The sequence below is a fragment of the Pandoraea sp. LA3 genome, from assembly GCF_022696215.1.
GTDB classification, from domain to species: domain Bacteria; phylum Pseudomonadota; class Gammaproteobacteria; order Burkholderiales; family Burkholderiaceae; genus Pandoraea; species Pandoraea capi.
In genome coordinates this window covers 24,811-44,459 of the sequence record NZ_PTPY01000038.1, presented here as the reverse complement: position 1 = coordinate 44,459, position 19,649 = coordinate 24,811, and the positions used below count along the sequence as shown (strand labels likewise).

Genomic DNA, 19,649 nt, shown 5'->3' with positions numbered 1-19,649 from the left:
TTGCCAAGGTCCGGCGGGACAGCGTTACTCGTGTGTTCAGAATGGCACGTTGCGCCATGCTAGCTTGCCTCGGTGTCAATGAGCAAGCGGGCGCCCTCCTACAAGTGTCGTGCCACGGGCACATCGGTGGACCTGTTGGCATGGCGATTGCCGTGCCCGCAAAGCACCGTATAGAATGCCCGGCATGAGCCCTCACGAATCTTCGGAACTCGCGACGTCCGCCTCTGCCAATGGCAGCGGATCGGCCATGCCCGTTCGCGAACAGGCGGGCGCACAAGCCGCCGACGCGATGATCGAACGTCGCTATCCGTCGGACGTCGACCGACTGCGTGAGGTCGTCGGCACCGACGTGCTGCCGTTCTACCGGGACGAACAAGCGATCGTTGCCAGCCGGGAGGCCAGCGAGCGCTGGCCGCATCTGGTTGCGGTCGCGGATTCGCGGGACGGTTCCGATGGTCGCGGCGCGGGGCTCGATACGGCGCCACGTTCGGCGCAGGCGAACTGACTTCGCATGCCGGACACCTCCATCGTCGCCGCCTTCGACTTCGACGGGACGATCTCCACCACCGACAGTCTGCGTGTGTTCGTGCGAAGCACTGTCGGCACGCCGCGCTTCGTGCTCGGCGCATTGCTCGCCGCCCCCTGGCTGCTTGGCGCCGCCTTCCACCTCATAGACCGCGGCACCGCCAAGGCGGCGTTCCTGCGCGCCACGCTCGGCGCACGCCCCCGGGCGCAGCTCGACGCCGATGCGCAGCGCTTCGTTCAGGATCGACTACCGGAACTGCTGCGCCCTGAAATGCTGGCGCGCGTTCGGCAGCATCGGGCGTTGGGACACCGGATCGTGCTCGTCAGCGCCTCGCCCGGCGTGTATCTGCGCCCATGGGCAGCCTCCGTCGGTTTCGAGGCAGTCCTGTGCACCGAACTCGCTTTCGATGCGCAGGACCGGTTCGCCGGCGTCTTCGCCAAACCGAACTGCTGGGGACCGGAGAAAGTGCGACGTCTCGAAGCGTGGTGGGGACCAACACCCCCACGTGTGCTCTTCGCCTATGGCGATAGCCGTGGCGACAAAGAGATGGCCGAGCGCGCCGACCATGCGTGGATCCGGGGTCAGGGCAAGCTCATGCCACTCACCGACGCCGACGCGCCCGCGCGCGCGTCCTGAGTTCGCCCACGGTCCGATGACGACGCCGCCGCCGCCACTACCGCAGACACCCGGCGCCGGTCGCCGTGTCGCGTGGATGTCGCGTCTGGCGCGGCTCGAACCCGCCGCGTTCTCGCGCTGGGACGCCGTTCACGCTGCCCTCTCCGTCGCGGTGCCCACGGCCATTGGTGCGGCCATTGGGTTCGGCGCCGACGCCTCGCTCATCGCACTCGGCGCGCTGCCCGCCATCACCGGCGACCGTACCGGCCCGTATCGCGCCCGCGCGCGCTCCATCCTCATCACCATCGTGACCGGCGTGCTGGGGTTTCACGCGGGCATGCTGATCCACGATGTCGGCGTGACCCATCCGTGGCTCGCGCATGTGTTGCTCCAAATCGCCATCCTGCTGCTCAGCTTCATCGGCACGTTCGGCAACGTGGCGTCTGCCGCAACGCTGCAAGGCGCGGTCTATCTGATCGTCGGCTGGGGACTCGCGCTGCCGCCGCCCGAATGGCGCGCGCCGCTGCTGCTGGCCGCCGGCGGGATCTTCAGCATGCTGCTGATGGCCGTGCATTGGCTCCGGCACCCGGGCGCGGCCGAGCGCGACGCCGTCGCCGCCATCTACCAGCAACTCGCGAACGTGCTCGATGCGAGCGGCACACCGCGTGTCACGCTGGCGCGGCGGTCGCTGGAGAACGCCATTGCGGCCGCCTACGACACCTTGCTCACGGCGCGGGCCAGCACGTCTACCGGCTGGGAAATCCTGGAACGACGTGCCGCGCAAATCCTCGCCGCCGAGCCCATTACGTCGGCCGTCATCGGGCTGGCGCAAGGCGGGCAACGCGTGCCGGCACCGTTGGGCAAGGCGTTGTACGGCGTGGCCCGAAGTATCGCGAGAGACCGGCCGGTCGATCTCGACGCCGCCGTGACGGCTGCCAGGGAGCAACATGCACCGACGTTGGCCGCGGCCCTTCACCGCGCCGAACCGTTGCTCACGGGCACCGTTCACGCGGCGGAAGCGCCGCTGGTCGCGCTGGCGCGTCATCAGGCCCGTGCCACGGCCCATCCGCGCTGGATGCCGAAGTGGCCGTGGCCCGACGTCTGGCGCTATCTCGTGCGCATCGGCTTGTGCGTGCTCGTGGCGCAGATCTTCATTGCGCTGACGGCCTTGCCGCGCTCCTATTGGGTGCCGCTGATCGTCGTGGTCATCTTCAAGCCGAACTATGGCTCGGTGTTTGCGCGCGCGTTGCAGAGCGGCGTGGGCAGTATCGTGGGCGTGGCGCTTTCAGCCGCCGTCGTCGCCATCGACCGGAACGGCTGGTTCAATCTGGCGACGCTGGTCCCGCTGGCCGCCTGTCTGCCGTGGGCCTTGCGACGCAATTACGGCTTGTTCAGCGCGCTCCTGCTGCCGATCCTGATGCTCGTGATGGGCGCGTTGCAGCCGGGCAATCAGGACATTGCGCTGGCGCGCTTCATCGACGCCGTGGCGGCATGCGCCATTGTTTTGCTCGTTGGCTATCTGCCGTGGGCGAAGTGGGAGCGGCGTCAGTTGGACGAGCGCGTCGCCAACGCGCTCGACGCGCTCGGGCGCTATGCCGCGCTGGCCGACACGCATGACTCCGATGCTGCTTTTGCAGCGCGACGTGCCGCATACAAAGCATTGGACGACACGCGCATCGCCTTGCAACGGGCATTGTCGGAGCCGCCGCTCGTGAGTCGCCGAGCGGCACGATGGTGGCCCGCGCTTGTCTCGCTGGAGCGGGTGGCGAACGCGATCACGGACACTGTCCCGCATGGCGACGACCACAGTGCCCCCGTGCATCCGGCCGCAGCGATCCTCACGCACATGGCCGCGGCGCTGCGTCACAGCGGGCCGGTGCCGGTGTTGCCCGAGGGGCCGATCGAGGGCATCGACCCGATACTGCACGGTGTTCTGCGCGAAGCGATCCGCATGCTCTTTGCCGCGGCGGATGCCGAAGACAGGTCAACGCAGGCATAATGCGGGCTTACGGCGCACTCCGGTGCGCCGCCACGCACCTCAGAAGACACCGCATGAATGAATCCCCGACGCTAGCCTGGACCGAAGACGGTCGCCCCGTCACTGCCCACTGGCGCTCAGAAGCCGGCGTGATGCCACCGCGTCGCGTCGAAGTCGTCGACGACACCGTCACGGCGGACGAAGCCTACCACCTCGCCTGCGGCGGCACTGCCCTGCTCTATCGCGGCGACTATCAGAATGCCCGGCAATTGATGCAGGCCATGGCGCGTCGCGTCGACCGGCCGCCGCATCGGCCCCGTCGCAAGCCGACGGCCAAGGACACACCGGCACCTGCCCCGGCCGATGCTTTCCACAAGCACCGCATGGCGCAGGCGCAGCGCGCGCGCATTCTTGGCATGGTGCTGATTCCGCTCGACGCCGACTACGGCATTCCGCTGCGCCGCGCGCCGGACGTGCGCGAAGCGTGTGCCGAAGCCTGGGGCGCCCCGAACGATGTCGCATCGGTCGCATCGCTGCGGGAAATTCTGGGGTTGATCGGTGCGCATGAATGGCGCAAGAAAGGTGTGGCGATTCCTGCGCTGGGTGGTGCGACGATTCATCCGTGGTATGGCGTGTTCTCGCCCGTACGCGGCGAATACCTACAATTGATCGATCAGGCGCCGCTGCCGTCCACGTCTCTGGCGTTTGACGTCGGCACCGGCACGGGCGTGATTGCGGCATTGCTCGCACGACGCGGCGTACAGCAGGTCGTGGGCACCGACCGCGATCCGCGCGCGTTGGCTTGCGCCCGTGAGAACATCGCGCGCCTCGGTTGCGAGCGTTCGGTGAAGATCGTCGACGCGGACCTCTTTCCGGAAGGCAAGGCCCCGCTGGTCGTCTGCAATCCACCGTGGTTGCCCGCGAAGGCGAATGCACCGATCGAGCATGCCATCTACGATCCGGACAGCCAGATGCTCAAGGGCTTTTTGAACGGGCTGGCCGCGCATCTCAGCCCGGGCGGCGAAGGCTGGCTTGTGTTGTCGGATCTGGCCGAGCATCTCGGCTTGCGCTCCCGCGAGACGCTGCTGTCGTGGATCCACGGCGCAGGGCTCGTCGTGCTGGCGCGTCACGACGTCCGTCCGCACCACCCGAAGGCCTCCGACGCCAACGACCCGCTGCACGTCGCGCGACGTGCCGAGGTGACGTCGCTATGGCGTCTCGGCGTACGTCCGGCGTAATCGGGCAATCGGGCAAACGCCCGTCCCTCTGAAGGGATAGCGCCCCTTCCCCTGCATCGGAAATGAAGAAGGGCTTCCTTGATGGAAGCCCTTCTTGCGTGCATCTCCACGGTCGACTGTTGCGCCGTCGGCCAACCTCAGCGCTGCGTCTCCAGATAGGCCGCTGCGCCATCGCCCGCGACGCACGCGCTGGCGAAGCAGGCGGTGAGCAGGTAACCGCCCGTCGGCGCTTCCCAATCGAGCATCTCGCCCGCACAGAATACGCCGGGGAGCGCCTTGACCATCAGCGCGGCATCCAGCGCCTCCAGCGACACGCCCCCGGCACTGCTGATCACCTCGGCAATCGGGCGCGTGCGCAGCAACGTCAACGGCAAACGCTTGATGCCCGCGGCGAGCGCCGCCGGATCGTCGAATGTCTCGCGCGGCAAACACTCTCGCAACAGCGCCGCCTTCACCCCGGCGATCCCCAACCGGCTCTGCAAATGACTCGCCATCGAACGCGATCCACGCGGGCGCGCCACTTCCGATGCGACTCGCTCTGCCGCCCAGTCGGGGAGCAGGTCGAGATACACCTGCGTGCTGCCGTCTGCACGAATGGCATCACGAATCGGCGCGCACATCGCATACACCAGACTGCCCTCGATGCCATGCTCGGAAATCACGAATTCGCCTTGGCGGGTCGTGCCGTCGGGCAACGTCATGGTGACCGGCTTGACCGGATGCCCCGCGAAACGCTCGCGCATATGGGGCGTCCAATCGGCCTCGAATCCGGCATTCGCCGGCACCAGCGGAACGACGCTCACACCGTGCTCTCGAAGCGACGACACCCACGCCGCATCGGAACCGAGCTGCGGCCAGCTCGCGCCGCCCAACGTCAGCACCACCGCCCGGGCTTGCACCCATCGCTCACCATTCGGCGTCGAGAAGCGAAGATGGCCCGGATCTGCGGACGCATTCTCGTCCCATCCGAGCCAACGGTGTCGCACATGCAGGCGCACACCCGCCGCGCGCAGGCGCGACAACCACGCGCGCAACAGCGGCGCGGCCTTCATGTCCGTCGGGAATACGCGCCCAGACGTGCCGACGAACGTATCGATGCCCAAGCGATGGGCCCATGAACGTACATCGTCGGCACTGAACCGGCGCAGCCACTGACCGACGGCCTCCGCCCGCTTGCCATAACGGGCCACGAAAGGCGCCGCCGGCTCGCTGTGCGTGAGGTTCATACCGCCCTTGCCCGCCATCAGGAACTTGCGCCCGACAGACGGCATCGCGTCGTACACGTCGACACGCCCCCCTGCGGCCGACAACACCTCCGCGACCATCAGCCCCGCTGGCCCGGCGCCGATCACGGCCACGTCGATGACGTCAGCCGGGCGCGGCGTCGTACCGGGGTCAGCGGGAGAAAGCGAATCGGCGGAGGTTGTCGTGGGGATGGATGGGGGCATGCTGAAACGTCTTGTCACGAGAGATCGATGTCGCGTCGCACGAGCCCGTGCGGCGAAGGCCGTCATTGTCCCACATCGGTGACGGGCGAACACCCCGAAACCACGTGACGCCATCTTTGGCGTTACAATCGCTCCCCCGCTTTTTGTCCCCTGCCCCCGCGCACTTTCCAGTGCCCGTCGGGCGATACCGTGGAGCCTCGCATGTCGTCATCCGAGCCAGCATCGATCGGACGCACCGCGTACGCCAGTTTTGCCGAGCGCTACGCCGAGATTGCCGTCACCAAACCGCACAACGCCCTCTATGAGCGCCCCGCAACGCGGCAGTTGCTCGGCGAGGTCAGCGGGTTGCACGTGCTCGACGCCGGTTGCGGCCCGGGGATCAACAGTGCGTGGCTCGTCGAGCAAGGTGCAACGGTACACGGCATCGACGTGACGCCCGAAATGATTGCGCTCGCACGCAAACGTTGCGACGGCATGCCGGCCGCGTTCGACGTTCAGGACCTCGGCACCCCGTTCGTCACGTTGGCAGACGGCCGTTTCGACGCCATCGTGAGCGCCCTCGCCCTCGATTACGTGGAAGACCTCGGTCCGACGTTTCGCGAGTTTGCACGCGTTGCGAAGCCCGGCGCGACATTGGTCTGGTCGATGGGTCACCCGATGCGCGACTGGATCGACGAGCGCACGCGACGCAACCGCAGCTACTTCGAAACCACCCGCTTCGGGATGTACTGGAGCGGCTTCGGCGAACCGAAACCGTATGTGGAATCGTATCGCCGCCCGCTCGCCGGCATTCTGAACGCCGCCGCCGCCGCAGGCTGGCGCCTCGAACGGATGGTCGAACCCCTTCCGTTACCGGAAATGAAAGCGGTCAGCCCGCGACTCTACGATGAGCTATCTCAGGTGCCAGCCTTCATGTGCCTGAAGGCGCGACTGGAAAAGCCTGCCGGCTGAAGCGGTATGCAGTCGGGCAGCGCAGCGCCCGGTGGGACTTCACGACTTGTCGCGCTCGCCCCAGGGAATGAGCATCGTGGCCGTACACGTCGCCCCCAGCAGCACCGCCGCTACACCGTAGCCCGAGATTTCCGGCAGGTTGTACAGCAGACCGTGGATCGTGGCGAAAATGCCGCCCAGCATGACGAAGGCAGCAAGGGAGGCAATGAAGACGCGGGAATCGGAGCACATACGTCACCTCGCAACGAGGCCACGCCCGTTGCGAAGCCAATGACGACATCGCGAAATCTGCGGCTTCCCGCCCGTGCTTTCACTGCATCACGGCGGAACCGCGCGACTTCGGGTGCATTGGATGACTTCGGCGGCGTCCCTCGATTTCAGTGTAGGACGCCATGCGCGAAACGGTTAGCAAGGGTTAGCCAGTGCCGCCGAGGCTCAAGACTAGCGCTTGACGTCGCCCGCTTCGTCTTTCGGCCAGGGGGTAAGCATCACGACGATGAACAAGATGCCGAACAGCACCGTGATCACGCCGCCGTGCATGACGTGCGACTTGTCGTAAAGCAGACCGTGGATGGTGGCGAATGCCCCGCCAAGCGTCATGAATGCCGCTATCGAAGCGATGACGACGCGAAATTCCGAGCCCATAGCGACTCCTTATAGTTATCGGCAATGGCGCCGCTGGCGTGACTTCTTTAGCGGCAACACCAGTGTACGCCGATCCCTATACGTCGCCAATTGAGTCGCATGCCTAATCAATCCGGCATTGATCCTTGTCAATGCCGGGGGCTGGAGACCTTTAGACTTTTACCCGATGGGAAGATGGAGTGCGCCGTCAGGTGTGGTTCAACGACGCGCCTCGTGATGTTGCGCCCAGCGGAAATGACCGCTGCGCAGCAACACCGGCCCAGGCAACCCCATGGCGAGATATTCGCGGGTCAGGGCGTGAATACGACTGCGACCGTGCTCGAAGGCGTGCAACAGATCGTCGGCGCGGGCCGAGTGGGCGTGAAAGTGCGATTCCAGCGCCTCGGCCGACACCGCACAATCGATCGGCCGGCCATTGACGACAACGGCGAACTCGATCGTCAGGTCTTCGTAGTTGAACATGGGACGGTGATCCGGAAACTCGATTTGCATGGCGGCACCCCCGGTTGACGAAAGGACGCAATCGACGTGTCGGCCGACACGTTCCATCCAGCATAGTGCATCGCAGGACGAACCGAAAATTGCGTCGCTTATCGGTTCGTCCAGATCGATTGGGGAAGGTTCCGGAACGCCTTACTTCAAATAAATCGCTTTAAATAAAATTCGCAAGCCATTGATTTTGATTAAAAATCAATTCGCAATCTTATTTTCATTCAGAAACGCCACGAAACCCGCAACGAAATCGGACACTTGCTGACGCACGGCGTCGTCCTGCAAGTTGCCGTCCACGTCGATGGCCTTGTTCGCGTGCGAGACCATCAAACGGCCCTGCCACCACGGGGTCGTTTGCAGGGTGCGCAGCACTGGCAGCCAAGCGTTCTGGCTGAGGATCGTGCCGAAACCCCCGGGCGACGCGCCCATGAGCGCGACCGGCTTGTCGCGGAACACGCGCGCACTATCGACCGGAGGACGTGATAGCCAATCGAGCGCATTCTTGAACACCCCCGGCATGCCGTTGTTGTACTCGGGCGTGGCGAGCAGCAGGCCATCGGCCTGTGCGATGGCGTCCTTCAAGGTCGTGACGGCGGCGGGAATGCCTTCGCTCGCCTCCAGGTCACCGTCGTATAGCGGAATGCCGTGCAACGTCCTGACGTCGAGCGTGACACCCGCAGGCGCCAACGCTTTCGCTGCGACGAGCAACGCCGTGTTGTAAGAGCCCTTGCGCAGGCTGCCGGACAAACCAATGATCGTCGTCATCGAATCGACTCCTTGCGGTACTGATCGGAAATAGAGACCGCACAACGTCTTGTGGCGAAGCGGCGGTTCGCCGCGTCGCCATCCGCCTACACGTTGCGTTGGAAGGGATATACGCTGCCCAGACCGAGCAGACGCGTGAGTTCGTCGAGCGCCGTACGACACTCGTCGAGCAATGCCGGGTCGGCGAGATCGCTCACCGCCAGCCGATCGCGATAGTGACGTCTGACCCAATCCGTCAACGTGACGTAACGCGCATCGTCCATCCAGAGACCGCTGTGCGCCGCCTTGCGCTCTTCATCCGTGAGCACCACACGCAGACGCAGGCATGCCGGACCGCCGCCATTGCGCATGCTTTCGCGCAAATCGAAGACGTGAAGCTCACGGATCGGGCCACCGCTGGCCACGAGCGTCTCCAGATAGCGCCACACGGCCGGGCGCTCGCGGCACTCCTGCGGCACGACCAGTCGCATGCCGCCGCCCGCCTCGGGACTGCGCGCGAGCAACTGGCTGTTGAAAAGGTAACTGCCGACGGTGTCTTCCATCGAGATGTCGGCATCAGACACTTCGACCACTTCGAGCGCCGTTCCCCGCGCCGCGAGTCGTTCGCGCAGGGTCGCCAGCACGCTCGCCTGATCGACGAATGCCTGCGCATGGCAGAACAGCACATTGCCGTTGCCGACCGCGATCACGTCGTTATGGAACACCCCGGCGTCGATGGCGTCCGGGTGCTGCTGCGCGAACACGACATCCGCGTCGTCCAGCCCATGCAGACGCGCGATCGCCTGACTGGCCTGCAACGTCTGCCGGGCGGGGAATCGACGCGGCGTGGGCGCGCTGGCAAGATCGTCTCGTCCGTAGACGAAGAACTCGACGCCGCGCTCTCCATACGCCCCGCAGAACCGCGTGTGGTTGGCGGCGCCCTCGTCCCCGAGCGACGGCCAGCCTGGCAACGCGTCGTGATGCGCGAAGCGGGATTCGTCCGGAAATGCCGCACGCAAGATGCGCGACGTCGTTTCATGCTCGATGGCGCGGTGAAGTTTGCTGCACAGATTCGCCGCCGTGAAATGGACGCGCCCGTCCGACGTGTCGGCAGACGGGCTGACCGTGGCGGCGTTCGCCGTCCACATGCTTGCGGCCGAGCACGCTGCGCCGAGCAACGCGGGCGCTGTCTGTGCCGCGTTTCGAATGACGGTACTGTCGTCCCCCGAAAAGCCGAGCGTGCGCAGCAACGCAACCGACGGACGCTCTTGCGGCGGCAACACCCCCTGCGCGTAGCCAAGATCGGCCAGCGCCTTCATTTTCGCCAGCCCTTGCAACGCCGCCTCGCGCGGGTTCGAAACGCGGTTGGCGTTGTTCGCCGACGCCACATTGCCAAACGACAAACCCGCGTAGTTGTGCGTGGGGCCGACCAATCCGTCGAAGTTGGCTTCGAGGGCAAAGCGTGTCATGTCAAATCCTGGAAAAAGCGGGAGTCCGTGTCCCGCATACGCAATATGCGGTGATCTGCGGCATTGTGCCTGAATCAGGTCACACCGAAGTCCAACCCGGGGCTCAGATGTTCAGGCATGACGGCCCGTTCGGCCTCCATCGAGGCGATCGGATAAGCACAGTAGTCGGCCGCATACCAGGCGCTTGCACGGTGGTTGCCCGATGCCCCCACGCCGCCAAAGGGCGCGGCCCCGGCTGCCCCGGTCGTCGGGCGATTCCAGTTGACAACGCCCGCGCGAATCTCGGCGAGGAACTGTTCGTAACGCGCAGGATAGTCAGACAGCAGCCCGGCGGCCAGCCCGTAGCGGGTTCGATTGGCGAGCGTGATGGCGTCGTCGAACGTGTCGTACCGGAGCACTTGCAGCAACGGACCGAAATACTCTTCGTCAGGCAACGCGTCGCGAGCGGCGGGCACCGTCACGTCGATCAGGCCCGGCGTGAGCAGTGCTGAGCGGCCATCCGGGTGTGAGAGCGGCAACAGCGCACGGCTGCCGAGCGACATCAATTCCGCCTGCGCAGCGGTCATGCGACGTGCCGCCTGTAACGATACGACCGCCCCCATGAAGGGCTGCGGCTCGGCGTCGTACCGACCGACACTGATGCGCTGCGTGACGGCGATGAGTCTGTCGAGAAAGGCGTCGCCTTGCGTGCCACGCGGCACGAGCAGGCGTCTCGCGCACGTGCATCGCTGGCCTGCGGAGAGAAAAGCGGACTGAACCGCCACGTGTACAGCGGCGTCGATGTCGGCGGGCACGTCGACGATCAGCGGATTGTTGCCGCCCATCTCCAGCGCAAGGATCTTGTCGGGGCGCCCGGCGAATTGCTGATGAAGCGCGCGACCGGTCGCGGAACTGCCGGTAAAGCACACGCCGTCGATGCCGTCATGCGCGGCGAGCGCAGCGCCGGTGTCCCGGCCGCCCTGCACGAGATTGAGCACGCCCGGCGGCAACCCGGCTTCGATCCAGCACGTCAGTGTGCGGGCGGCGACGCCAGGGGCAAGTTCGCTAGGTTTGAAGACGACCGTATTGCCCGCCAGCAAGGCTGGCACGATATGCCCATTGGGCAAGTGACCCGGGAAGTTGTACGGACCGAAGACGGCCATCACGCCATGTGCCCGGTGCCGGACCACGCTCTCGCCGTCAGCCACCGGACTGCGGCGCTCGCCCGTGCGCTCATGAAAAGCGCGCGCCGAATTGACGACCTTGGCAGACATCGTCGCCACTTCCGTGCGGGCTTCCCATAATGGCTTGCCGGTCTCACGCCCGATGGCGTCGGCCAGCGTTTCGGTATTCGCGCTCACGATCGCCGCAAAACGCTGCAACACGGCCAGACGCTCGTCGACACTGCGTCGCGCCCAGTCTCGCTGCGCGCGGCGCGCCGCCTGAACGGCCGCATCGACGTCGGCCGTGTCCGCGGCACGACCTTGCCAGACGACTTCGCCCGACATGGGATCGAGCGAGCGGAACGGCGCGCCGTTGGCTGCGCGCCAGACGCCTTCGATGTACAGATCTGTCATGGAGGGCTACCCCGAAGGCCACGCCCGATAGCGCGGCGTGCGATGCGGATCATGATGACACGGATTCGTCAGCCGGAACAATGCGTCGGCACCGAAAGCACCGGCAAACCATCGCCTGCCGGGCCTCCGGGACGGTCTATGTCGGTAGTGCGACAGACACGCATAGAATACGACGTTGAGTTTCCGGAGATTCCCCATCATGACTGACGCCCATCGCTCGGCATTGCGCCACTGGCTCAGCGACGTTCGCGAGTCGCGCGACCATCCTCACGACGAAGGCGTCGACCCTTGCGGTGTCCGTTGGCAACGGCATGCGGAAGGCGTGCTCGAACTGACACCGGCCGCGGCGGCCCAGCCTGGCTACCGCTACGACGCCATCCTGTCCTGTGGCATTCACGGCGATGAAACCGCCCCCATCGAGATCGTCGACGGCATTTTGCGCGACATCGCCGACGGCCGCCTCACATTGCGCGAGCGTGTCCTGGTCGTGCTCGGCAACCCGGACGCCGTGCGCGCGGGCAAGCGTTATCTCGAATACGATCTGAACCGTCTCTTTCAGGGCGCGCACGCCAAGCGCGCCGAATCGCCTGCCGTGCAGCGCGCCCGCGAACTCGAAGTGATCGTGGCGCAGTTCTTTGCCGGTGTGGATGGCGTGCGTCGTACGCGTCGCCACGTGGATATGCACACCGCCATTCGGGCGTCGCTCTTTCAGCGCTTTGCCGTCGTGCCCGGCACGCCACAGCACAGCCCGAGCGACGACTGGTTCGATGCCCTCGGTGCCGCCGATATCGAAGCGACGATGCGCACCGAGCAACCGTCGGTCACGTTTTCGTACTTCACCTGCGCGCGGTTCGGGGCGCAGAGCTGCACGCTTGAGCTGGGCAAGGTCGCGCCGTTCGGCGAGAACCGGCTCGAAAACTTCTCCGGCATCGACGCGGCACTGCGCCGCTGGCTCTCCGGCGGCGAGTTCGAAGCCCGTGACGATGGCAAGTCGCCGCAGCCCCAACGCTTCCGGGTCGCGGCGGAGATCGTGCGTCGCACCGATGCGTTCGTTCTCGATGTGCCCGCCGATACGCCGAACTTCACGCCCTATCCCGCCGGCACCGTCCTCGCACGCGACGGCGAGAACACCTACACGGTTTCGCATCCCGAGGAACGCATCGTGTTTCCCAATCCAAACGTCGCGAACGGCCTGCGCGCCGGGGTGATGGTCGTGCCGGAGTGATGTTGACGTCATGGAGGTCGAGCGGCGTATGCCGACGTGACGGTGCCTGACATCGACGTTGCATTTGCGTGATTGTCACTGCCGTGGCACCGGCAGTGCACCGCGCCGGCTACGCAGCATCGCGAATGAACGTTTTTAAACGCCTGTCCGGGCGTCGTCGTGGCGTGGGGATGCAGGTAGGATCGCCCACTTCATTTCTCCTGCGAGACGGCGATGACGGCGTGCGGCACGAGTGAAGGCAGTCGCGCGTGTCGGGCCGTCCATCGACGACATGCCACAGGATCTCTCCTTCCCCACTCCCGCGTTTCCCCGTACTGCCGGTCTCATCGTCGAGCGTCCGATTTCAGGGACGTCGGCCGATTCGCACGTCAATCTCGCCGAAGATTTCGCACGGGCGCAGCAGTCGTCGGTGATGCTGGGTCATGGTCGACGCGTCGCGCGCCACACGACGGTGGCTCAGGCGATTCCTCGCGAGCATCGCGACGATCTGGCGCTGGCCGTGCGACGCGCCGCCCATCTGTCGCCGCAGCGACGCACCACCCGATTGTCACCCTGCCCGTCGCGCGCGATCGACACCCCCAACGCGGCCGAGCAAATCTATTCGATGCTTCGCGACGAGATCGCCATCCCGGCGCTGCGCCGCTTCGAGCAAACGCATCGCGCCGACATGCCGTCGGCGACGCCGATGGCCGGCGCCTCCCGAATCTCGGCACGGGCCCATGCGACGGCGGCGACACCGCCGTGGTTCGACGATCTGCTCCCGCATTTGAGAATCGAAGCGCAACTTCTCGCGCAACGCGGACTGAGCGTGGACAAAGTCCGTCACCGGCTCGATGCACTCTTTCGCCACGAGCATCCCGGCGTTTCGTGGCGCGCCACACGCATCGGTCTGGAGCGCGATGCCTTCCCCTTCGCGCTCGGCTCCACCGTGCTCTCGGTGCTCGCCGACACGACTGACCCGCAACGACGCCTGTCGATGATGTGGCCACCGGTCGAAGCGATGGGGGTCGTGCTGATCAACCTCATCGGGATGGCACGCTTTAATGCCGCCCATCCGCAATGGGCGAGCCGTCTTGCACGTGTCACGCCGACGCAGGCGCTCGAAGCCGTCAACACGATGTTGCGCAACCCTGTGCGCGATGTCGCGGCGCATGTCGCGGGCTTCGTTTTCTGCTACGGCATCGTGCGCAATCTCGCACGCGCGGGGATCGAGGCGGGCCTGTCGGCTGCCCTGCCGGGCATCATGGCGTATCGCTTCGGCAATACGATTCATTCTTGCCTCGAAATCCTGCTTTGTCCGATCCCGGGCGCACTCCTGGGACCGATCATCGATCGCATTGCCATTGCACCGGAAAACGCCCGGCTCGAACCGTTGCTGCAAGATCGCTTCGCGGACCTTATCTGCAAGATGAGCGACGATATGCCCGCAGCCTCCGCAACACCCTTCCTGACGTCCTTTTGGCGCAACTTCACGGGATTGCTGCAATCGGGTACGCCGAAGGCCATCTGGCTGACGCTGTCGCTCGGCTTCTACTTCCTCTCGACCTTCCATGGCACGCAAACGCCTATCGACGATGACATGCCGCGCGACGACACCGGCTTCGGGACGTCTCTCGCGCTATCCGGAAATGCAACGCAGCCGCCACCGACCGACGTAGCGAACGATTTCGACGTCGACTGGCACACGCAGGCCGTCCTTGGCGTGCTCTACGGCCTGATCGCCACGCTCGTCTCCATGCAAGGCATCTCGGCGCGTCATGACGCCATTGCCACGGCCTACACGCGGCGCCGGGGACGCCCCAAGATCAGCACGGTCACCGTCACGTCACAGGAGGATTCCGGGCATTCGTCCACGGGCTCGCATTCCGACCTGCCGGACAGTCCGGCCAGCCCCGCAAGCCCGGCAAGCGCTGCCGACAGTGCGTTTCCGGTGACGAGCCGCCCGTCGTCGGAATCCGGCGATCTGTCGGGCGACACCTCGGGAGACGACGCCGTATTCTTGCCGATGGACGATACACTTAGCGTGTCTTCCAGTCGTGAGACGGTCGAACCGCAGGCGTTCGACGCACCGCCGGGACGACGCCACGGTACATCGGTCGCGCCAGCCGGCATCGGTCTGCCCCGTGAGAATGAGGACATCGACCACCCGGCCGACCTGTACACGCCTTTGTGACGAAGTGTTGCACGCACTTGCCGTGACTGCCACGGCATGGCATCTTGCACTTCAAGCGCGTTCTTAGCGCATGACCATCCTGGGGGACGTACGGAAATACGCGTCGCCCCCTGCCTGCCGGAGCGCCTATGCTGAACACCACACCGAGCGAACTTGCCCGTAATCTGCTGATCGTTCTGGTCCTCGGACTGCTGATCGTCGGCACCTTGTGGGTACTGCTGCCCTTCCTGCCAGCCTTCATCTGGGCTGTCACGATCGTCGCCTCCACATGGCCGCTACTCATTGGGCTGCAACGGCGTCTGTGGGGCAAGCGATGGCTCGCCACCACGGTCATGATCGTCGGCATGCTGATTATCGTCGTTGCCCCCTTGTCGGCCGCTATCGGCACGCTCATCGGCCATGCCGCCGACATCAGCGATCAGGTGCACTCGTTCGGCCAGCGCGGCCTGCCGATGCCGCCCGACTGGCTCGCCCGCATGCCGGTGATCGGCCAGCGCGCCAGCGAGGAATGGCAGGCGCTCGCCGCCGCAGGGCCAGGGGGTCTCGTCTCCAAGGTGCAGCCGTATGCCGTAAAAGCAGCGTCATGGGGGTTTGCCAAGTTGGGGTCGATCGGCTTGCTGGTGGTTCACCTCGGCCTCACGCTGATCATCTCCGGCATTCTCTTCATGCAAGGTGAACGCGCGGCGCGGGCGTTGATCCGGATCGCCCGCCGCCTCGGCGGCGACCGCGGGGAAGAATCCGTGCGGCTGGCGGGGATGTCGATTCGCGCGGTGGCACTCGGCATCGTCGTCACAGCGGTTACGCAATCGCTGCTCGGCGGTCTGGGCCTGTGGCTGACCGGCGTGCCACTGCCGGGCTTCCTGACGGCGCTGATGCTGGTGCTGTGTATCGCGCAGATCGGCCCGTTCCCGGTGCTGCTGTCGAGCGTCGCCTGGCTTTACTGGCAAGACAGCCCCACGCTTGCCACGCTGCTGCTGATCCTCTCCGTGTTCATCGGCATGCTCGACAACGTGATGCGTCCGATGCTCATTCGCCGGGGGGCCGATCTGCCGATGACGCTGATACTGGCCGGTGTACTCGGCGGCATGCTGACGCTCGGTATCGTCGGCCTGTTCGTCGGTCCGGTGATTCTCGCCGTGACGTACACCCTGCTGATGGCATGGATCAACGAAGGCCTGAACCGGCCGGTGACGGCGGCCAGCGGTGCACCGCTCGCATCTTCGGAGCATGGATCGCGCCTGGAAAACACCTCGGAAGGCGCTCGCAAGGCCATCACGCCGCCTGCGCCGGACAGCAAAGGGCGAGGCTGAACGGCAACTCGTCTAAAGGTCCGCGAGTCGCGTTTGTCACGCGACTCGGACCTATTTTTCGGATTGCTTCACCTGTCGCACGCCGCCGCGACATGGCTAAATATCTCCCGTACCCAGCAGATCACGAGAGATCATCAATGCCAAGCGCTTCCCTGACCAGCCCACCCTGTCTGCCCAGCCCGACCACGCCGCCACGACGCTCGCGACGCGTGCCACGTCGAGCACGTCTTGGCGATCCGCCGCTATTGCGGCGTGTGGCACACGAACTGGCTTACACGCCAACGCGTTGCCGTGTCACGATCAGCCTGCCGGTCGCACGCGCGAATTCATGGTGGCAACGGTTTCCAACGTTTGCCCTCAGCCCTGCAGACGTGCACGACGCGTCGATCGCCCTGAAAAAAACGAACGCGCCGACCGGCGAACCGGTTCGGCGCGTTGCTGACATCACACAGGTGGCGCAGGAAGCTGCGAGCCCTGTCTAGCTGTCCATTTCGATCGTCTCGGCGGGCGCTTAACGCGCTTTCGCAGGCAGGATCTTGCCGGACACCTCGCCGAAGCCGATGCGGTAGCCGTCACCCTGGCACCAACCGCTCATCACCACGGTGTCGCCGTCTTCGATGAACGTGCGCTTTGCGCCGCCCGAAAGCGTGATCGGGTTCTTGCCGTTCCACGTCAGTTCCAGCAGGCTGCCGAACGAGTCCGGCGTGGGGCCGCTGATCGTGCCCGAGCCCATCAGATCGCCAACGCGCACGTTACAACCCGACACCGTGTGGTGGGCGAACTGTTGCGCCATGCTCCAGTACATATGACGGAAATTGGTGCGACAAATCGACGTCGGCTCGGCATCGCCCTCCGCTTGCATCAGCACTTCGAGTTCGATGTCGAAAGCATGCTTGCCCTGCTGCTGGAGGTACGACAGCGGCACCGGCGTTTGCTCCGGCCCGGCAACGCGGAACGGCTCGAGCGCTTCCATCGTCACGACCCACGGCGAGATGGACGTGCCGAACGTCTTGGCGTTGAACGGACCCAGCGGCACATATTCCCATTGCTGCAAGTCGCGCGCCGACCAGTCGTTGAGCACGACCATACCGAAGATGGCAGCCTCTGCGTCTTCGACGCTCAGCGATTCGCCCAGCGCCGTGTTGCGCCCGACGATGAATCCGGTTTCCAGTTCGAAGTCGAGCTTGCGGCAACCGTCGAAGATCGGGCGCGGCTGGTCCGGCAGCTTGATCTGGCCGTTCGGACGGTGCAGCGGCGTGCCGCTCACCACCACCGAACTGGCACGCCCGTTATAGCCGATCGGAATTTCGAGCCAGTTCGGCAGCAGTGCGTTCGCCGGATCGCGGAACATGCTGCCCACATTGGTGGCGTGCTCCTTCGACGAATAGAAGTCCGTGTAGCCCGGGACTTCGACCGGCAGGTGCAGCGTCGCCTGCGCGAGCGGCACGAGGGCTTGCGCCTTGAGCGCAGCGTTCTCACGCAGCGAGGCATCGCCCTCGACGCACAGCAGCGAAGTCAGCCGCGCACGCGTGGCCTGCCATGCTGCGCTGCCCAACGCCACGAATGCGTTGATGGATGCCTGCGCGAACACAGGGGCATCGCCCGCCTTGAGCACACCGGCGGCTTCGAGCGCGGCCAGATCGAGCACTTGGTCGCCAATGGCGACACCGACGCGCGGCGTCGGTTGCGACTGCGTACTGAACACGCCATACGGCAGGTTTTGCAGCGGGAAATCCGTCACACCGGTGTTGGCGGACGCGACCCAGCTTTGCAGGAGAGCGGACATGTGGAGTTCCTTATTCGAAGTCATGCTTCAGCCGGCCGTGCGTCGCATAGGCGCCGGGCCGGCTGTCTTGATGATGGTGTGTGTGTTGGCGCGATGCCGCTTACTTCTGGTTCGGGTTGAAGTGCTTCTTCAGGCCTTGCCAGCAGGTGTAATAGTTGTCTTGCAACTGCTTGGTTTCCAGCGCGAACCGCGTCGGATGAATCACCGCCGGCGTTTCGAACATGAAAGCCATCGTTGCGTCGACCTTATGCGGCTTGCTCGTGTCGGCCGCAGATGCCTTCTCGAACGTACCCGCATCGGGGCCGTGGCCCGACATGCAGTTGTGCAGACTTGCACCACCCGGCACGAAGCCCTCGGCCTTGGCGTCGTAGACGCCGTGAATCAGGCCCATGAATTCGCTGGCGATGTTGCGGTGGAACCAGGGCGGGCGGAACGAGTTTTCCATCGCCAGCCAACGCGGCGGGAAAATCACGAAGTCGATATCGTCCACGCCCGGCGTGTTGCTCTGCGACTGGAGCACCAGGAAGATCGACGGGTCCGGATGGTCGTAGCTGATCGAGCCGATCGTGTTGAAGTGGCGCAAATCGTACTTGTACGGCGCGTAGTTGCCATGCCACGCCACAACGTCCAGCGGCGAATGACCGATGTCGGCACGCCACAACGCGCCACCGAACTTCGCTACGAGTTCGAAGTCGCCCTCGACGTCTTCATACGCAGCAACGGGGGTCAGGAAATCGCGCGGATTGGCAAGGCCGTTCGATCCGATCGGCCCGAGATCCGGCAGACGGAACAAGGCACCGTAGTTCTCGCACACATAACCGCGCGCACGGCCGTCCGGCAACGTCACGCGAAAGCGCACGCCTCGCGGCAACACGGCGATTTCATACGGTTCAACGTCGAGCACACCGAATTCGGTCGCGATGCGCAGACGCCCTTCCTGCGGTACCACAAGCAGTTCGCCATCGGCGTTGTAGAAGAAGCGCCCATCCATCGACTTGTTGGCGGCATACACATGAATCCCGCAACCGTGGCCGGCGTCGGGGCTGCCATTGCCACCCATCGTCACCATGCCGTCGACGAAATCAGTCGGTGCTTCCGGCATCGGCAGCGGATCCCAGCGCATCTGGTTCGGCGGCGTCGGCACATCGCCAAAGCGGCTCAGCCAGCGCGTGTTCTCAAGCGCTGTGAACGGCTTGTGCATCGCGGCCGGACGAATGCGATAAACCCACGAGCGGCGGTTATGGCCGCGCGGCGCCGTGAATGCCGTGCCGGAAAGTTGTTCCGCGTAGAGGCCATAGGGCGCACGTTGCGGCGAGTTTTGCCCGATGGGCAGCGCGCCGGGCAATGCCTCGGTGGCGAACTCATTGGTAAAACCGGACAGGTAGCCCAGTTCCCCTTGAATTTGGTCTGCTTGGCGCATGAGCGGCCTCGTCTCCTGATTTCGAATGCGATTATTGTCCGACAAGCGACCAAATTTTGCGATATAAATACAC

17 protein-coding genes are annotated in these 19,649 nt (G+C 65.1%); 8 read left to right on the top strand and 9 right to left on the bottom strand.

Annotated features, from left to right (window positions below; genetic code table 11):
• Positions 1–184 precede the first annotated feature (184 nt).
• Genes C5N93_RS22805 through C5N93_RS22790 form a run of 4 tightly spaced genes read left to right on the top strand, consistent with a single transcriptional unit; the run spans position 185 to position 4,357 of the window.
• Complete coding sequence (locus tag C5N93_RS22805; protein ID WP_242561024.1) at positions 185–505, top strand: hypothetical protein; 321 nt, start codon at positions 185–187, stop codon at positions 503–505.
• A gap of 6 nt (positions 506–511) precedes the next feature.
• Complete coding sequence (locus C5N93_RS22800; protein ID WP_242561023.1) at positions 512–1,162, top strand: HAD-IB family hydrolase; 651 nt, start codon at positions 512–514, stop codon at positions 1,160–1,162.
• Between the two features lie 16 nt (positions 1,163–1,178).
• On the top strand, positions 1,179–3,140 hold the full coding sequence (locus C5N93_RS22795; RefSeq protein WP_242561022.1) for an FUSC family protein: 1,962 nt from the start codon (positions 1,179–1,181) through the stop codon (positions 3,138–3,140).
• A 53-nt stretch (positions 3,141–3,193) separates the two neighbouring features.
• On the top strand, positions 3,194–4,357 hold the full coding sequence (locus C5N93_RS22790; protein WP_242561021.1) for a class I SAM-dependent methyltransferase: 1,164 nt from the start codon (positions 3,194–3,196) through the stop codon (positions 4,355–4,357).
• A gap of 137 nt (positions 4,358–4,494) precedes the next feature.
• Here C5N93_RS22790 and C5N93_RS22785 read toward each other — a convergent pair whose 3' ends face one another.
• Positions 4,495–5,805 (bottom strand): TIGR03862 family flavoprotein, encoded by a 1,311-nt coding sequence (locus C5N93_RS22785; protein ID WP_242561020.1) that lies wholly within the window; start codon positions 5,803–5,805, stop codon positions 4,495–4,497.
• Between the two features lie 201 nt (positions 5,806–6,006).
• Between C5N93_RS22785 and C5N93_RS22780 the strand changes: the two genes are divergently transcribed.
• Entirely contained in the window at positions 6,007–6,756 is a 750-nt protein-coding gene (locus C5N93_RS22780; protein ID WP_242561019.1) for a class I SAM-dependent methyltransferase, read from the top strand.
• Positions 6,757–6,795: 39 nt separating this feature from the next.
• On the opposite strand, the gene C5N93_RS22775 is transcribed toward C5N93_RS22780, so the two are convergent.
• The 6 genes from C5N93_RS22775 to astD form a co-directional block, all read right to left on the bottom strand.
• Complete coding sequence (locus C5N93_RS22775; RefSeq protein WP_242561018.1) at positions 6,796–6,987, bottom strand: DUF2964 family protein; 192 nt, start codon at positions 6,985–6,987, stop codon at positions 6,796–6,798.
• Between the two features lie 210 nt (positions 6,988–7,197).
• Entirely contained in the window at positions 7,198–7,401 is a 204-nt protein-coding gene (locus C5N93_RS22770; RefSeq protein ID WP_242561017.1) for a DUF2964 family protein, read from the bottom strand.
• Positions 7,402–7,599: 198 nt separating this feature from the next.
• On the bottom strand, positions 7,600–7,893 hold the full coding sequence (locus C5N93_RS22765) for a DUF1488 domain-containing protein (RefSeq protein ID WP_150720373.1): 294 nt from the start codon (positions 7,891–7,893) through the stop codon (positions 7,600–7,602).
• A 198-nt stretch (positions 7,894–8,091) separates the two neighbouring features.
• Positions 8,092–8,658, bottom strand: a complete 567-nt coding sequence (locus C5N93_RS22760) for an NADPH-dependent FMN reductase (RefSeq protein ID WP_242561016.1) — start codon at positions 8,656–8,658, stop codon at positions 8,092–8,094.
• Positions 8,659–8,744: 86 nt separating this feature from the next.
• A complete protein-coding gene (gene astB, locus C5N93_RS22755) occupies positions 8,745–10,106 on the bottom strand; it encodes an N-succinylarginine dihydrolase (RefSeq protein WP_242561015.1) in 1,362 nt (453 codons plus the stop codon).
• 74 nt (positions 10,107–10,180) lie between these two features.
• The gene (astD, locus tag C5N93_RS22750; protein ID WP_242561014.1) at positions 10,181–11,662 is read right to left on the bottom strand and encodes a succinylglutamate-semialdehyde dehydrogenase; all 1,482 of its coding nucleotides are present in this window, start codon (positions 11,660–11,662) and stop codon (positions 10,181–10,183) included.
• 199 nt (positions 11,663–11,861) lie between these two features.
• Here astD and astE point away from each other — a divergent pair, with 199 nt between their 5' ends.
• The 3 genes from astE (at position 11,862) to ydiK (ending at position 16,370) form a co-directional block, all read left to right on the top strand.
• A complete protein-coding gene (gene astE / locus C5N93_RS22745; protein WP_242561013.1) occupies positions 11,862–12,887 on the top strand; it encodes a succinylglutamate desuccinylase in 1,026 nt (341 codons plus the stop codon).
• Between the two features lie 232 nt (positions 12,888–13,119).
• Complete coding sequence (locus tag C5N93_RS22740) at positions 13,120–15,060, top strand: hypothetical protein (RefSeq protein ID WP_242561012.1); 1,941 nt, start codon at positions 13,120–13,122, stop codon at positions 15,058–15,060.
• A gap of 128 nt (positions 15,061–15,188) precedes the next feature.
• A complete protein-coding gene (ydiK, locus tag C5N93_RS22735; RefSeq protein WP_242561011.1) occupies positions 15,189–16,370 on the top strand; it encodes an AI-2E family transporter YdiK in 1,182 nt (393 codons plus the stop codon).
• A gap of 511 nt (positions 16,371–16,881) precedes the next feature.
• Here ydiK and fahA read toward each other — a convergent pair.
• Together fahA and hmgA are read right to left on the bottom strand one after the other, a co-directional pair.
• The gene (gene fahA, locus C5N93_RS22730) at positions 16,882–18,156 is read right to left on the bottom strand and encodes a fumarylacetoacetase (RefSeq protein WP_242561010.1); all 1,275 of its coding nucleotides are present in this window, start codon (positions 18,154–18,156) and stop codon (positions 16,882–16,884) included.
• A 100-nt stretch (positions 18,157–18,256) separates the two neighbouring features.
• Positions 18,257–19,576: a homogentisate 1,2-dioxygenase gene (gene hmgA / locus C5N93_RS22725; RefSeq protein ID WP_242561009.1), complete on the bottom strand. Its 1,320-nt coding sequence runs from the start codon at positions 19,574–19,576 to the stop codon at positions 18,257–18,259.
• Between the last annotated feature and the right edge of the window lie 73 nt (positions 19,577–19,649).